The organism is Streptomyces buecherae, from assembly GCF_014295035.1.
Classification (GTDB): Bacteria; Actinomycetota; Actinomycetes; order Streptomycetales; family Streptomycetaceae; genus Streptomyces; species Streptomyces youssoufiensis.
Map to the genome: position 1 here is coordinate 1,601,729 of NZ_CP060404.1, position 14,057 is coordinate 1,615,785.

Genomic DNA, 14,057 nt, shown 5'->3' on the forward strand with positions numbered 1-14,057 from the left:
CGCCGGGGGCCGGGCCCCGGTCGGGGAACCGGGGCCGTCAGGGCGTGACGGTGGAGACCACGTACACCTTCGGGTGGTCCGGGTTGTCGAAGTCGACCGTGATGTCGAGGGTCGGCTCGGGGTCCTTCTGGTCGATGACGCCGCCGGCCCACTTCCGGTCGGCGTCCAGCTTCCAGCCGACGACGCCCGCCGTCTTGGCGTCGATGGTGATCCTGCCGTCGTTGAGCACGTCGCGGTCGGCGCCGAGCCGGCCGAGGAACTTGTCCAGGCCCTTGGGGTTGGTGACGAACTGGACGTACATCTGGCTCCGCTTCCACGAGTTGGTCTCGTAGAAGGCGACGTCCACGGAGTACGAGGGGATGGGCGTGTCGTAGATCCGCCGCTGCACCTTGCTCGGCCAGCTGTGGGTCAGCCCGGTGGCCGCCGCGTTCTCCTGCTTGTCCTCGCCGCTGCCCCGGCTCTTCTGGGCCGAGATGGCCATGTACCCGGCCGGGATGGCGATCAACAGGAACAGGGTCACCTTGCGCCGCCAGGAACGCCTGCCCTGCGTGGTCTCGCTCGTCTGGGACTGCTGACTCATCGCCGTCCTGCCTGTGCGTAGCGCTCGTACCGCTCGACCCGGCGCCGGTTGGCGCGCCGGAACCTGCGGGCGACGAGCCGGGCCAGGTCGGCCGCGCCGACCAGCCCCGCCTCGTTGCCGAGCTGGGCCTTGATGATGCGGGCCTCGGGCCGGTACCCACGACCGGTGAGCGTACGCCGGAAGGCGTCCCTGGCCGGCCCGATGAGGAGATCGTCGGCGGCGCTGACGCCGCCGCCGATGACGAAGCAGGACGGGTCGAGCGCGGCGGCGAGGTTGGCGATGCCCACGCCGAGCCACTGGCCGATGTCCTGGAGGAGTTCCACACACATGGCGTCGCCGTCGCGGGCCAGCTCGGTGATGATCGGTCCGGTGATCTCCTGGACGTTGCCGCCGACCCGGTCGATGATCCCGTACGCCACCGGCGAGTCGGCCGCCGCCAGCTCCCTGGCCTCGCGGACCAGCGCGTTGCCCGAGCTGTACTGCTCCCAGCAGCCGCGGTTGCCGCACGGGCAGCGGTGGCCGGCGGGCACCACCTGCATGTGGCCGAACTCGCCGGCGACGCCGTACTTGCCGCGCTTGACCTGGCCGTCCTCCAGGATCGCGCCGCCGATGCCGGTGCCGAGCGTGATCATCACCAGGTGGTCCTCGCCGCGCCCGGCGCCGAACCGCCACTCCGCCCAGGCGGCGGTGTTGGCGTCGTTGTCGACCATGACCGGCACCGCGAGCCGCCCGGCGAGCCGGTCCCGCAGCGGCTCGTCGCGCCAGGCCAGGTGCGGCGCGAACAGCACCCGGGAGCGGTCGGCGTCCACCCAGCCGGCCGCGCCGATGCCCACCGCGTGCACGTCGTGCCGGTCGGACAGGTCGAGCACCAGCTCGACGATGGTGTCCTCGACGACCTTGGGGCTCTTGGACTTGTCCGGGGTCTCGGTGCGGAGCCGCTCCAGTATGTTGCCGTCGGCGTCCACGACGCCCGCCGCGACCTTGGTCCCCCCGATGTCGATGCCCACGGTGGGCACCCGGGGCGCGGTCAGGTGCGAGCGGCGCTCGCGGGTGCCGACGGTGCGCAGCACGGTGGCCCGGGCGGAGCCGCGGTGCACTCGCTCGCGGTACAGGCTCATCGGCCGTCCCTCTCGCCGGTGTGGGGGGCGGCGGCAGCTCCGCGTGGTGCATGGCTTCGATCGCTGCGGGTTCGGTCGCTGCGGGTTCGTGCGCGCAAGAGTCGTCGTCCCTGCGGGTGTCGTGGGAGGCCAACGGCCTCGGGCGTGCGGTCGGGCGTGACGGGCGTGACCCGCCGTGGCGATTGTGCCTCACTCGCGCTACGCGGCGCATGGCGGAGCGGCAGTCCTCGGCCGGGCGGGGCGGTACGCGCTGGATGCCCCTGTTGACCGTCGAATGTCGCTCGACCACTTCCGCGATGGCGCACCACGAAGGACGCGGCGACCGGCGAGGTTACCTGACCCGGGCCGCGAAACCGGCGCACCCGCCGCACGCGCCGGCTGTCGGCGCGCTCGCCGGTGCCGGTGCCAGTGCCGGTGCCGCTGGTGTCATCGACGCCATCGGCGCGGCCGGGCCCGCTGGGCCCGACCGCGCCGGTGGGTCACTCGACGGTGATCACCCGCCAGTGGGTCACCCGGCCGTGGGGCGGCCCGGGCGCAGGGTGGGCGTGCTGGCGCGGGCCAGCTCGTGGCTCAGCTCCTCCAGCTCGCTGCCGCCGGCCATCTGCCGGGTCAGCTCGTCCAACGTGATCTCCGACTTGGCGTGGCTGCCCGCCATCGCGCCCCGCTTGAGGAGGACGAAACGGTCGCCGACCAGGTACGCGTGGTGCGGGTTGTGCGTGATGAGGACCACGCCGAGGCCGGCGTCGCGGGCCGCGGCGACGTACTTGAGGACGACGCCGGACTGCTTGACGCCGAGCGCCGCGGTCGGCTCGTCCAGGACGAGGACCTTGGCGCCGAAGTAGACGGCCCGCGCGATGGCCACGCACTGCCGCTCGCCGCCGGAGAGGGTGCCGATCGGCTGGTCCACGTCGCGCAGGTCGATGCCCATGCGCCGCAGCTCGGTGCGGGTCGTCTCGCGCATGGTCGCGGTGTCCAGGCGGCGCAGCAGGCCGCGGCCCTTCGTCGGTTCGGAGCCGAGGAAGAAGTTGCGCCACACCGGCATCAGCGGCACCACGGCCAGGTCCTGGTAGACGGTGGCGATGCCCCGGTCGAGGGCCTCGCGCGGGGAGCCGATCCGGGCCTGCTCGCCGTCGATGCGGAAGGTGCCGGCGTCGTGCTGGTGCAGCCCGGAGATGATCTTGATGAGGGTGGACTTGCCGGCGCCGTTGTCGCCCAGCACGCAGCTGATCTCGCCGGCCCGCACCTCCAGCGAGACGCCCTCAAGCGCCTTGATGTTGCCGTAGTACTTGCTGACGTCGACCAGCTCGACCAGCGGCGCGTCGGCGGCGCCGACGCCCTCGGTCCCGGCGCCGGTGGTCGCGCTCGCGCCGGTGGTCGGCGGCTGCGGGGCCGGGGTGGCCGGCGCGCCCTCGCCCGGGCCCTGTGGCTGCTGCTCGCGCTCGCTCACTTGCTCGCCTCCGCCCGCTTGCGCACCCACGCGTTCAGCAGGGTGGCCAGGAGGAGCATCGCGCCGAGGAAGAACTTGAACCAGTCGGCGTCCCACTGCGCGTACACGATGCCCTTGTTCGTCATGCCGAAGATCAGCGCGCCCACGGCGGCGCCGATCGCCGAGCCGTAGCCGCCGGTCATCAGGCAGCCGCCGATGACGGCCGCGATGATGTAGAGCAGTTCGTTGCCCACGCCCTCGCCGGACTGCACGGTGTCGAACGAGAACAGCAGGTGCTGCCCGAGTACCCAGGCGCCGAACCCGGTGCCCATGTACAGGGCGATCTTGGTGCGGGCGACCGGCACGCCGACCGCGCGGGCCGCGTGCGCGTTGCCGCCGGCGGCGAAGATCCAGTTGCCGGCCCGGGTGCGCAGCAGGATCCAGGTGGCCACGGCGACCAGGCCCAGCCACCACAGGATGGTGACCTTGATGTTCACGTCGCCGATGGTGTGCTGCGAGGCGAAGATCTTACGGGCCGACTCGAAGCCCTCCATGTCCCCGATGGCCTTGGTGGAGACCTTGCCGCTGATCAGCTTGGTGAAGCCGAGGTTCATGCCGGTCAGCATGAGGAAGGTGGCCAGCGTGATGATGAAGCTCGGCAGCCCCGTACGGACCAGGACGATGCCGTTGAAGAAGCCGATCGCCAGGCTCGTCAGCAGGGACACCCCGACGCCGACCCACACGTTGGCCGTCATCTGGTAGCTGAACATGGACGAGACCAGCGCGGAGGTGGTGACCGCGACGCCGGTGGAGAGGTCGAACTCGCCGCCGATCATCAGCAGCGCCACCGGCACCGCCATGATGCCGATCGTCGAGGACGCGTACAGCACCGTGGAGAGGCTGGAGAGCTGGAGGAAGCTGTCGGCGACGACCGAGAAGAAGACGAAGACGGCGACCGCGCCGACCACCGCGCCCAGCTCGGGACGGCCGAGCAGGCTGCGCAGGGTGGAGCGGTGCAGCAGCCGTTCGTCCGGTTCGGGCGGGTCGGCCGGGGTCGTGGGGCGCGCCAGGGAACCGCTCACCGGGTGCCCCGATCCGCGTACTCGGCCAGTTCGTCCGCCTCGTCCTTGGTGACGATCTGCGGGCCGGTCAGCACCGGCTGGCCGCCGCCGAGCACGTCGGCGTTGTACTTGTACAGCCACAGCAGGTCGACGGCCTGGTAGCCCTGGAGGTAGGGCTGCTGGTCCACGGCGAAGCCGAGGTCGCCGTCGGCCAGCCCCTGGGCGACCTGCTTGCTGAGGTCGAAGGTGTTGATCTCCGCGTCGCTGCCGGCCTGCTTCTTGGCCTTGACGGCGGTGTCGGCGAAGGGCGCGCCGAGCGTCACGACCGCGTCGTAGTCGCCGGACTGGAGCTTGGCCTCGATGGCGGAGAGGACGTCGGGCATGTTGGTGCCCTCGACGTAGAGGTTCTCCAGCTTGCCCTTGAAGGTCTTGCGGGCGCCGTCGCAGCGCTGCTCGTGGCCGACGTTGCCCTGCTCGTGCAGGACGCACAGGGCCTTCTTCCGGCCGCGCTTGGTCAGCTCGTCGCCGACCGCCTCGCCGGCGATGGTCTCGTCCTGGCCGATGTGGCTGAGGGCGCCGAACTCCTTGGACTCGGCCGATCCGGAGTTCACCGTGATCACCGGGATGCCGGCCTTGCGGGCCTTGGCGACGACGGCCTTCATGGCGTCGGGCTTGGCGAGCGTGACGATGAGCCCGTCGACCTTCTGGTCGATGTAGCTCTGCACCTGCTCGCTCTGCTGCTGGCCCTCGTCGCTGTGCGCGTAGAGGAACTTGATGTTGTCCTTGACCGCCGCCTGCTCGGCGCCGCTGCGGACGATGTCCCAGAAGGAGTCCCCGTCGCCCGAGTGCGTGACCATCGCGACGGTCCAGCGCGGCGTGTCGACCGCCGCGCGCCCGTGTGCGGACTTGGCCGCCCGCTCCTCCGCGCGCTTGCCGCCCGTACTGCTGCATCCCGCAAGGGTCGCGCCGACCACCGCTGCCAGCACGGCGCTCACGGCGCGTACCCCTGTCCGAACCCTTGCCACGAGGACTTGCCCTTCTCCACTGAATGTCACGGTGCGGCCGGGTACCGTTCACCCACCCCGGCCGCCCAAGTATCCGTCACCGCCGCTGGGCGCGGCCCCAGCGGGTCCCGCGCGCGGCGTACGCGCCGTCCCCGCGCCGTTCGGGGCGTGCCGCGACACGGCCGCCCCGCTCCCGGTTCCCCCGGCTCCTTCCGGCCGCGTGCGAGCGGTTGGAGTGGTTGTAGCGGCGCGCGCCACCCACCGTCAATGCTTTGTCAGAACATTCTGACGAAGGGATCTTCGCCGGGCCGGCCCGACGCCCGGGCGCGGCGGGTCAGCGTACGCGGTACGGCCCGCCGCACGACACCCGGGACGGGCCCGGCCCGGGGACGCGGCGGGACGCGCGGCTCAGGGGCGGACCAGGAGCTGGAACTCGAAGGCGTAGCGCGAGGCCCGGTAGGTGTGCGAGCCGAACTCGATCGCGCGCCCGGTGTCGTCGAAGGTGGTGCGCTCCATGGTGAGCAGCGGCGCGCCCGTGGACTCGGCGAGCCGCTCCGCCTCGTCGGCGGTGGCCGCGCGGGCGCCGACCGTCTGCCGGGCGCTGTGCAGCGTGATGCCGGCCCCGCGCAGCAGCCGGTAGAGCCCGGTCTCCTCCAGCGCCGCGCTCTCCAGCGTCAGCAGCCCGCTCGGCAGGTGGTTGCGCAGGTGGGCCATGGGTTCGCCGTGCGCGAGGCGCAGCCGCTCCACCAGCACCACGTCCGCCCCCTCGGGGACGCCGAGGGCCGCGGCGACCTGGGCGGTGGCGGGCTGGACGGTGTGGCGCAGGACCCGGGTGGCGGGCCGCTGGCCCGCGGCCGCCAGGTCGTCGTAGAGGCTGCTCAGCTCCAGCGGGCGCTTGACCTGGCTGTGCACGACCTGGGTGCCCACGCCGCGGCGGCGCACCAGGAGCCCCTTGTCCACCAGCGACTGGATGGCCTGGCGCACCGTGGGACGGGAGAGGCCGAGCCGGCCGGCGAGGTCGATCTCGTTGCCCAGCAGGCTGCCCGGTGCGAGTTCGCCCTGCTCGATGGCGGCCTCAAGCTGCTGGGCCAACTGGAAGTACAGCGGGACCGGACTGCCGCGGTCCACGCTGAACTGGACGGCCGCCGCGGAACGCAGCACACCCGATGCGTCTCCTTGCTTCGCCACGGGCCGAGGGTATCCGCACCGACAGTTGACGGAAAGTCGTGAAGTCTGATTGTCCGGACAAAGTGCGATCCGGCGAGGTGGGCGGGGTCGGGACCGCCCCGCGCGGCACCGGTGACGGGCGTACGCCACCCCGCGCGGGCCAGGCGCGGCCCCGCCACGCGGCCCCGTCGAGACGGGCCCGGCCGCGCGCGGGCCGGGCTCCACCGCGCGCGGGCCGGGCCCAGCCGGCCGGCGCGCGGCCCGGCGGGATCACTCCCGCGCGTCCGCCAGCCGCGCCAGCAGGTCCGCGGCCCGCTTGGCCACCACGTCCCGGTCGCCCTGGGCCAGCGCCGTGCCCATGCCGACGGCCACCGCGCCCGCGGCGATCCACTCCGGGGCGTCGTCCAGGGTCACCCCGCCGGTGGGCAGCACCGGCGCCTGCGGCAGCGCGGCGCCCACGTCCTTCAGCCAGCGCGGCCCGTACGCCGAGGCGGGGAACAGCTTGAGCGCGTCCGCGCCCAGCTCCAGCGCGCGCACCATCTCGGTGGGCGTGGCGACGCCGGGGAAGACGGGCAGCCCGTACCGGTGGCCGGTGCGGATGACCTCGGCGTCCAGGCTCGGCGAGACCAGGTAGGTGGCCCCCGCCTCCACGGCCATCCGGGCCGCCTGGGCGTCCAGCACGGTGCCCGCGCCGATCACCGCGTCGGCGCCGACCTCGCGGGTGAGGGTGGTGATGGCCTCCAGCGCGAAGGGCGTGGTCAGCGAGATCTCCATGCTGGTGATCCCGGCCGAGAGGAGCGTGTCGGCCGTCGCCGCGGCCTGGTCGTAGCTCTCGGTACGGATGATGGCGAAGACCCGCTGTTCGAGCGCGGCCCGGGTGATCTCCCAGCGGTACACGGCAGTTCGCCGCCCTTCTTCACATGCGTCGGGTGAGGACAGAGACAGGGGACAGGGGACAGGATGCGGGGGGTGGCGGCAACGGATACGGGACAGCGGGCGGGGCGGTGGCGCGAGGCGCCGCGGTGGGGCGGGGTGCGGGAGCTTCGGACGGGGCACAGGGCCGGGCCGGAGAGCGCGTCGCCGTCGGCGGCGGTGCGCCGCTCGCGGAGATCCCGCATCGTCCTGCGCCGGTCTTGTGTCCCGCTGGCGGGACCATGGTGCGACGGGCGGACCCGGTACGCGCCCACCCGCTCGCCCGTGGGCCCGACACGAGGCGCCAACGAACCCAACGTGCGAGGAACGGTGATCGTTCGCAAGTGGCGCGGCGCGTTCTTCGCGGCGCGCCCGTCGCCTCCGGCGCCCTGTCACGACCTCGCGGGGGCCCGCGCGCTGGGCGGTCAACGGTGCACGGCGTCGATCCCCTCCGTGTAGGCCGCCAGCGCCCGGTCCCGCACGGCCGGGCTCGGCAGCCCGGCCGTGTCCGTCGGGGACTGGATGGCCAGCGCCGCGACGCAGGCCGCCTCGGCGAGCGCCGCCTGCTCGGGCAGGCCGCGCAGCCAGCCGGAGAGATACCCGGCGGCGAAGGCGTCGCCCGCCCCGACCGGGTCCACCACCGGGACCGCGAACGCGCTCTGGTCCCAGCGTCCGGCGCCGGTGTACGCGGTCGCCGAGTGGTCCGCGCGCTTGATCACGACCGCGCGCGCACCCTCCTTGACCAGGTCGGCGGCGGCCTCGTCGGCCGGCCGCGCGGTCAGCAGCTCCAGTTCGTCCGCGCCCGCGAGGAGCAGGTCGGCGTCGGCCAGCAGGGGCCCGACGATCTGCGCCCACTGGGCGGCGCCGCCGAGCTTGTGGCGCACGTTGGGGTCGAAGGAGACCAGCGCGCCCGCGGCGCGGGCCAGCTCGATCAGGCGACGGGTGGCTTCGGCCGCGGTCGGCGAGAGCATCGGCGTGATGCCCGACAGGTGCAGCAGCCGGACGCCATCGAGCGCGGCGGGCGGGATGTGCGCCGGCTCCAGGTGCGAGGCGGCCGAACCCGCGCGGAAGTACTGCACGTCGATGGCGCGGGAGGGGTGACAGTCCCGCAGCAGCAGGCCGGTGGGCGCCTGTTCGTCCACACCCACCTGGCTGACGTCCACGCCGTCCGCCCGCAGCTCGCCGAGGACGGCGGCGCCCGGCGCGTCCGCCCCGAGGCGGCCCAGCCAGCGCACGCTGTGCCCGAGCCGGGCGAGTCCGACCGCCACGTTGGCCTCGGCCCCCGCGATGGAGCGACGGAAGTGAGTCGCCCGGTCCAGCGGCACGCCCGGCTCGGCCAGCATCAGCAGCATGGCCTCACCGCACGTGACCACCTCGGGGCCTGATGTCCCCGGGCCATATGTCACCGATGCCTCCTCCTTACGTCCTTCCGCCCCCTCGAACGCGTTTCTACCGAAACGCTATCGGTTGGCACTGACATCCGAGCCCGCGGGGGCGCACTCGGCTCGATCGGGAGCATTCGACTGCGCCCCGTACCCCCATCGCCCGCCCCACTCGCCCCGCGCGCCCCACCGCCATCGAGGTCGCGGGCCCGTTCGCCCGCCTTGCCCCGGCCCTTGGGCGGCGGCAGGGCGGCGCGGCCGACGCGGCCGACGGAGGCGGCTGCCGGTGGCCGGACGCCAGCGCCTGCTGACCGAACTGTTCGGCGACGGGGGCGGGGCGCGGCCGGGCCAGCGCCGAGCCGGCGGAAGGACAACGGGCGCCTCGCGGGCGGGAGGTGGGGCCCGGAGAACGCGGACTCCCACGCCGCGCACCTCGTGCGGGCGGTGCGCCCCGACGCGGCGCGGCGGCCGGGGACCGGGGGCCGCTGGCCACTGGGGGCGCCGGGGGCTTCGACGGTGCGGAACGAGCCGCCGCGCGGGCCGTCTCCCGCTCGATGCCCATGACGCCCGGCAGCGGGCGGCCGTCCAACGGGCGCTGAAACACGGGCCGACGGCGGGCGGTCTGAACACCCGTCCGTTCGGCTACGGCCACGACGGGTCGATCCCCGACCATCCGTGGGCCGCACTTGACGCCGAACGGGACATCGACCGCGTACGCGAGATCGCCTTCCCCTGCCGCCGGGGCCGCCCCGAGGCGCAGCGGCGAGTGCGGGGCCTCGGGCCACCGGCCCGAACGTTCGCCAGGACGCTGGAGTGGCAGGCCGAGTGCCGGGTCATGCGCGGCCCGTGCGCGGACGTAGACGCAGGCCCAAACGCAGACGCAGGGACCCTGGCGCCGTGGAACCTCGCCGGCCCACCGGCTCCCCCACAGGCGCGGCGGCCACCTACCGCCGGCCGTCCAGCCCGGCCCGAGCGCAGCGACCGCGAAGCGACCGCGCGCCGGCGCGAACGGGAGAAGCGGCGGTCGGGGTGGGGGCGCCGACCGCCGCTTCGGTCACGGACCGCTGGCTCACGGACCGCTGGTTCGCGGGCCGCTGGCCGCGTCAGCAGCCGTAGTCGACCAGGTCGAAGGACCGGTAGTGGTCGGCGGTGTAGTAGTCCTCCTGGTGGCTGTCACCCGTCACGATGCGGCGGGCGCCACGGTCGGAGGAGCCGGGGGTCTTCACGGTGTACTCGTGGTAGTAGCCCCGCGGGTGCTCGGGCAGCAGCCCCTCGCGGTTCTGGAAGACGGTGCCGTCCTGCGGGTAGGGGTAGGGGCCGCCCTTGTCGATCAGCCGCAGGGTGTCGTGGGCCTGCGAGGGCAGGTCCGAGTAGCAGATGTCGCCGACGGCGAGGCGGGAGAAGGTCGCCGACGCGGCGGGGGTCGCGGTGTCGACTGCCGGGGTGGCCGCGACGGCCGGGCCACCGATGAGAAGGGTCGTGGCGAGGGCGCCGAGGGCGCCGATGCGCGCGATGCGTGGGGGAATCCTCATGGAGCCAGCATGACGCGCGTAGACTGTGACATGTCAACGACAACTGGGCGATGTTTCCCAGGAGTTCACGAGACCCGCGCGGGGCCTCCCACTGCGGGCTCGCATTTTTGCCTATGAGGCAAAACTTTTGCCCCGGAGGCACGGTCCGGCTATACCGGACGTATGACCACGCCCCCCGACGAGTCCGTCGCGGAGCTGCCGTCGGTCGCGCCCCGGCTGCGCGACCTGCGACGGCGCTCCGGGCTGACGCTGGAGTCGGCCGCCCAGCGCGCCGGCCTGTCCCCCGCCCACCTGTCGCGGCTGGAGACCGGACGCCGCCAGCCCTCGCTGCCGATGCTGCTCGCGCTGGCCCGCACGTATGGCATCACGGTATCCGACCTGCTCGGCGAGGTCCCGGCGGAGCAGGACCCGATCGTGCGGGCCGACCGGATGGAGGCGTCGCCGGCGGGCGGCTGGACGTACTGGCGCGCGGGTGGCTCGGGCCGGGCCATGCAGGTGCTGCGCGTGCACGTCCCGTACGGCGGGGCGCAGGACGAGCTGGTGCGGGTGCACCCCGGCGAGGAGTGGCTCTACGTGCTGCGCGGTCCGCTGCGGCTCGTGCTGGGGGACGCCGTGCACCGGCTCGACGCCGGCGACGCGGCCCACTTCGACTCGATCACCCCGCACCGCATCGCCGCCGAGTCGCCCGGCGGTGCCGAGCTGCTGTTCGTGCACACCCTGCTGCAGAGCGGCGCCGCCGAGCTGTGCCTGGGCGACCGCGACCACCGCGCCACCGGAAGGACTGGTCGAGCATGAGCGACCGTACGCCGCACGCCGAGGACCCGAGCGCAGCGCAGCCGCCCACGGACCGCGCGGCCGAGGCCACACCCGCCGCACCCGCCGCTCCCGAGACCGGCGCCGGGGCCGGCGCCGGCGCCGGCGCCGCGAGCGGGCCCGGCGGCGCGGCGGCCAGCGCGCCCGACCCCGTGAAGCCCGACCCCGTGGTGCCCGGCTCCGTCGAGCCCGGCCCGGTGCGGGTGGAGCGCGCGGCCATGAACGAGGAGGACCGCGCGCCCTGGGGCCTCACCATCCGCGTCACCTTCTACCTGGTGGGCGTGCACATCTTCGCGGCCTTCCTCTTCCTCCTCTTCCACCTGGGCGCGAAGTAGCCGCCCGCGAGGCGGGCGCGGTACGAGCGCCTCGCGCCGCGTCGGCGGCGGCCCGGGGCGCGGTCAGCGGCGGGTGAGCAGCCGGCCGCCAGCGGAGGCGGAGGGCTGGCCGTCCTGGGCGATCCGCGTGCCGCGCAGCCAGGTGGACCGTACGACGCCGTGCAGCGTCCGGCCCGCGTACGCCGTGACCCGGTTGCGGTGGTGCAGTCGGGCCGCGTCCACGGTGAACGTCTCCTCCGGCGCGAGGACCGCGAAGTCCGCGTCCCGGCCCGGCGCGATGGCGCCCTTGACGGTGAGCCCGGCGAGCGCGGCGGGGGCCGTCGACATCCAGCGGGCGACGTCCGCCAGGTCGTGGCCGCGCGCCCGGGCGGCGCTCCACACGGCGGGCAGGCCCAGTTGGAGCGAGGAGATGCCGCCCCAGGCCGTGCCGAAGTCGCCCGTCTTCAGCTCCGGGGTGCTCGGCGAGTGGTCGGAGACGACGCAGTCGATGACGCCCTCGCGCAGGCCCTGCCACAGCAGGTCCTGGTTGGCGGCCTCCCTGATGGGCGGGCAGCACTTGAACTCCGTGGCGCCGTCCGGCACTTCCTCCGCCGCCAGGGTCAGGAAGTGCGGGCAGGTCTCGACGGTGATCCGGACGCCGGCGCGGCGTGCCGCCGCGATCATCGGCAGCGCCTCGCCGGACGAGAGGTGCAACAGGTGCACCCGGCCGCCGCTGGCCCGGGCCGCGTCGATGAGCGCGGCGATGGCCTCGCCCTCGACGGCTCGTGGCCGCGATGCGAGGAAGTCGGCGTAGCGCGGGCCGCTGGCGGGCGGGGCGCTCGCGAGGTGGTGCGGGTCCTCCGCGTGGACGAGCAACAGCCCGTCGACGGCGGCCAGCTCGTCCAGCACGGCGGCGAGCTGAGCGCGGGTCAGGTGCGGGAACTCGTCCACGCCCGACGGCGACAGGAAACTCTTGAAGCCGAAGACCCCGGCCGCGTGCAGGGCGCGCAGCTCGGCCAGGTTGTCGGGCACGGCGCCGCCCCAGAAGCCCACGTCCACCAGGACCTTCGGGCCGGCGACGGCCCGCTTGCGGGCCAGGTGGGGCACGGTGGTGGTGGGCGGGAGGCTGTTGAGCGGCATGTCGACGAGGGTGGTGACGCCGCCGGCCGCCGCGGCCCTGGTGGCGGAGGCGAAGCCCTCCCAGTGGGCGCGCCCCGGGTCGTTGACGTGTACGTGGGTGTCCACCAGGCCCGGCAGCAGCGCGTCGTCCCCCAGCTCCACCCGTCGGGCGCCGGCGGGCGCGGGCGCGGCGTGCGGGAGCACCCCGGCGATCCGCCCGTCGGCCACGTGCACGGTGGCGGGGTGGACGCCGGTCGGGGTGACGACGCGCGTCGAGCGCAGCACGAGGTCGACCCAGGCCCGGGCGGGCGGCCCCCCGCCGCTCTCGTACGGGGTACCGCCCGGGGCGGCGGCGCCCCCCGTTCGGCCGCTCTCCGTCGCCGCCCCACCGGACGAGACCGCTCCACCGGACGCTTCGGACACGCTGCCCCCTCGCCGCTCGCCGTCACACCGCGCGTCGCACCGATCTTCAACGTTCTGTTGAAGGAGTGTTCACGCGGGCCCACGCCGGCGTCAAGGGCTCGTACGGCACCGCCCGTGCCCCCGCGACCAACCCACCGCGCTTCGCGAAGCGGAACCGGAATTCCGTACGCCAGAAGCGCGCGGGGCGCCGCGCGGCGCTCCGGCACCCCGCCGGCGATGCGGACAAACCCGTCGCTACCGGCGATCGCAGCATGTGGACGGCTCGGTGCGGGACTTCGGCGCCGGGTAGGCTGCCGATGGCCGGTCGGCCAGCCAGCCACACGGCGCTTTGGCCGATCACCTCCGCCCCGAAAGGAAGCCGACGTGTCGACGTCCGCCCGGTCCCACACCGCCTCCACCGCCAGCTCGGGTGGCGTCCAGTCGCTTGAGCGCGCCTTCGACCTGTTGGAGCGCATGGCCGACGCCGGCGGCGAGGTCGGGCTGAGCGAGTTGGCCACGAGCAGCGGGCTGCCGCTGCCCACCATCCACCGGCTGATGCGCACGCTGGTCGCCACCGGCTACGTGCGCCAACAGCCCAACCGCCGCTACTCGCTGGGCCCGCGGCTGATCCGGTTGGGCGAGAGCGCGTCCCGGCTGCTCGGCACCTGGGCCCGGCCGCACCTGGCGCGGCTCGTGGAGGAGACCGGCGAGACGGCCAACATGGCGCTGCTCGACGGGGACGAGGTGGTCTACGTCGCGCAGGTGCCGTCCCGGCACTCGATGCGGATGTTCACCGAGGTCGGCCGCCGGGTGCTGCCGCACTCCACGGGCGTGGGCAAGGCGCTGCTCGCCCCCGTGCCGGACGACGAGGTGCGGGCCCTGCTCGCGCGCACGGGCATGCCCGCGGCCACCGAGAAGACCATCACGACGCCCGACGCGTTCGTCTCCGCCCTGGAGACGGTGCGCAGCACGGGGTACGCGGTGGACGACAACGAGCAGGAGATCGGCGTGCGCTGCCTGGCCGTCACCGTGCCCGACTCCCCCACCGCCGCGGCCATCTCCATCTCGGGCCCGGCCGGGCGGGTCACGGACGCGGCGAAGGAACGGATCGTGCCGCTCCTCAAAGAGGTCGCGCGGGACCTGTCGCGGACCCTCGCCGCCACCAGGCCCGCCTGAGCCCACCCGCCGAACCGCCCTCGCCCTCCGGGGGGCCCGGGCTACCGGGGC

The 14,057-nt window shown here is 74.3% G+C and carries 13 protein-coding genes; 3 read left to right on the plus strand and 10 right to left on the minus strand.

Features of this window, described 5'->3' with window-relative positions; translation table 11 throughout:
* Positions 1-37: 37 nt before the first annotated feature.
* The 9 genes from H7H31_RS05730 to H7H31_RS05770 all read right to left on the minus strand — a co-directional run bounded on the left by H7H31_RS05730 (position 38) and on the right by H7H31_RS05770 (position 10,182).
* Positions 38-580, minus strand: a complete 543-nt coding sequence (locus tag H7H31_RS05730) for a hypothetical protein (protein ID WP_187117814.1) — start codon at positions 578-580, stop codon at positions 38-40.
* The gene (locus H7H31_RS05735) at positions 577-1,698 is read right to left on the minus strand and encodes an ROK family glucokinase (protein WP_176164725.1); all 1,122 of its coding nucleotides are present in this window, start codon (positions 1,696-1,698) and stop codon (positions 577-579) included. Before H7H31_RS05735 ends, H7H31_RS05730 begins: the two co-directional genes overlap by 4 nt.
* Positions 1,699-2,206: 508 nt before the next feature.
* On the minus strand, positions 2,207-3,010 hold the full coding sequence (locus tag H7H31_RS05740) for an ATP-binding cassette domain-containing protein (protein WP_187118224.1): 804 nt from the start codon (positions 3,008-3,010) through the stop codon (positions 2,207-2,209).
* Positions 3,011-3,141: 131 nt separating this feature from the next.
* The gene (locus H7H31_RS05745; RefSeq protein WP_187117815.1) at positions 3,142-4,206 is read right to left on the minus strand and encodes an ABC transporter permease; all 1,065 of its coding nucleotides are present in this window, start codon (positions 4,204-4,206) and stop codon (positions 3,142-3,144) included.
* Positions 4,203-5,210 carry a sugar ABC transporter substrate-binding protein gene (locus tag H7H31_RS05750; protein WP_187117816.1) on the minus strand — a complete coding sequence of 336 codons (1,008 nt, stop codon included), beginning with the start codon at positions 5,208-5,210 and terminating at the stop codon, positions 4,203-4,205. The genes H7H31_RS05745 and H7H31_RS05750 overlap by 4 nt, the downstream gene beginning before the upstream one ends.
* Positions 5,211-5,597: 387 nt before the next feature.
* The gene (locus H7H31_RS05755) at positions 5,598-6,317 is read right to left on the minus strand and encodes a GntR family transcriptional regulator (protein WP_187086587.1); all 720 of its coding nucleotides are present in this window, start codon (positions 6,315-6,317) and stop codon (positions 5,598-5,600) included.
* Positions 6,318-6,626: 309 nt separating this feature from the next.
* On the minus strand, positions 6,627-7,253 hold the full coding sequence (locus tag H7H31_RS05760; RefSeq protein WP_187117817.1) for a bifunctional 4-hydroxy-2-oxoglutarate aldolase/2-dehydro-3-deoxy-phosphogluconate aldolase: 627 nt from the start codon (positions 7,251-7,253) through the stop codon (positions 6,627-6,629).
* A gap of 440 nt (positions 7,254-7,693) precedes the next feature.
* Positions 7,694-8,674, minus strand: a complete 981-nt coding sequence (locus H7H31_RS05765) for a sugar kinase (protein ID WP_269475440.1) — start codon at positions 8,672-8,674, stop codon at positions 7,694-7,696.
* Between the two features lie 1,079 nt (positions 8,675-9,753).
* Positions 9,754-10,182 carry a ribonuclease domain-containing protein gene (locus tag H7H31_RS05770; protein ID WP_187060692.1) on the minus strand — a complete coding sequence of 143 codons (429 nt, stop codon included), beginning with the start codon at positions 10,180-10,182 and terminating at the stop codon, positions 9,754-9,756.
* 162 nt (positions 10,183-10,344) lie between these two features.
* Between H7H31_RS05770 and H7H31_RS05775 the strand changes: the two genes are divergently transcribed.
* Positions 10,345-10,977: a helix-turn-helix domain-containing protein gene (locus tag H7H31_RS05775; RefSeq protein ID WP_187060693.1), complete on the plus strand. Its 633-nt coding sequence runs from the start codon at positions 10,345-10,347 to the stop codon at positions 10,975-10,977.
* On the plus strand, positions 10,974-11,330 hold the full coding sequence (locus tag H7H31_RS33715; protein ID WP_187060694.1) for a DUF6126 family protein: 357 nt from the start codon (positions 10,974-10,976) through the stop codon (positions 11,328-11,330). Before H7H31_RS05775 ends, H7H31_RS33715 begins: the two co-directional genes overlap by 4 nt.
* 63 nt (positions 11,331-11,393) lie before the next feature.
* Here the strand turns inward: H7H31_RS33715 and allB are convergent, their stop codons facing one another.
* The gene (gene allB / locus H7H31_RS05785) at positions 11,394-12,713 is read right to left on the minus strand and encodes an allantoinase AllB (RefSeq protein WP_187060697.1); all 1,320 of its coding nucleotides are present in this window, start codon (positions 12,711-12,713) and stop codon (positions 11,394-11,396) included.
* Positions 12,714-13,214: 501 nt separating this feature from the next.
* Here allB and H7H31_RS05790 point away from each other — a divergent pair.
* Complete coding sequence (locus H7H31_RS05790) at positions 13,215-14,006, plus strand: IclR family transcriptional regulator (protein WP_232109704.1); 792 nt, start codon at positions 13,215-13,217, stop codon at positions 14,004-14,006.
* Positions 14,007-14,057: the final 51 nt, after the last annotated feature.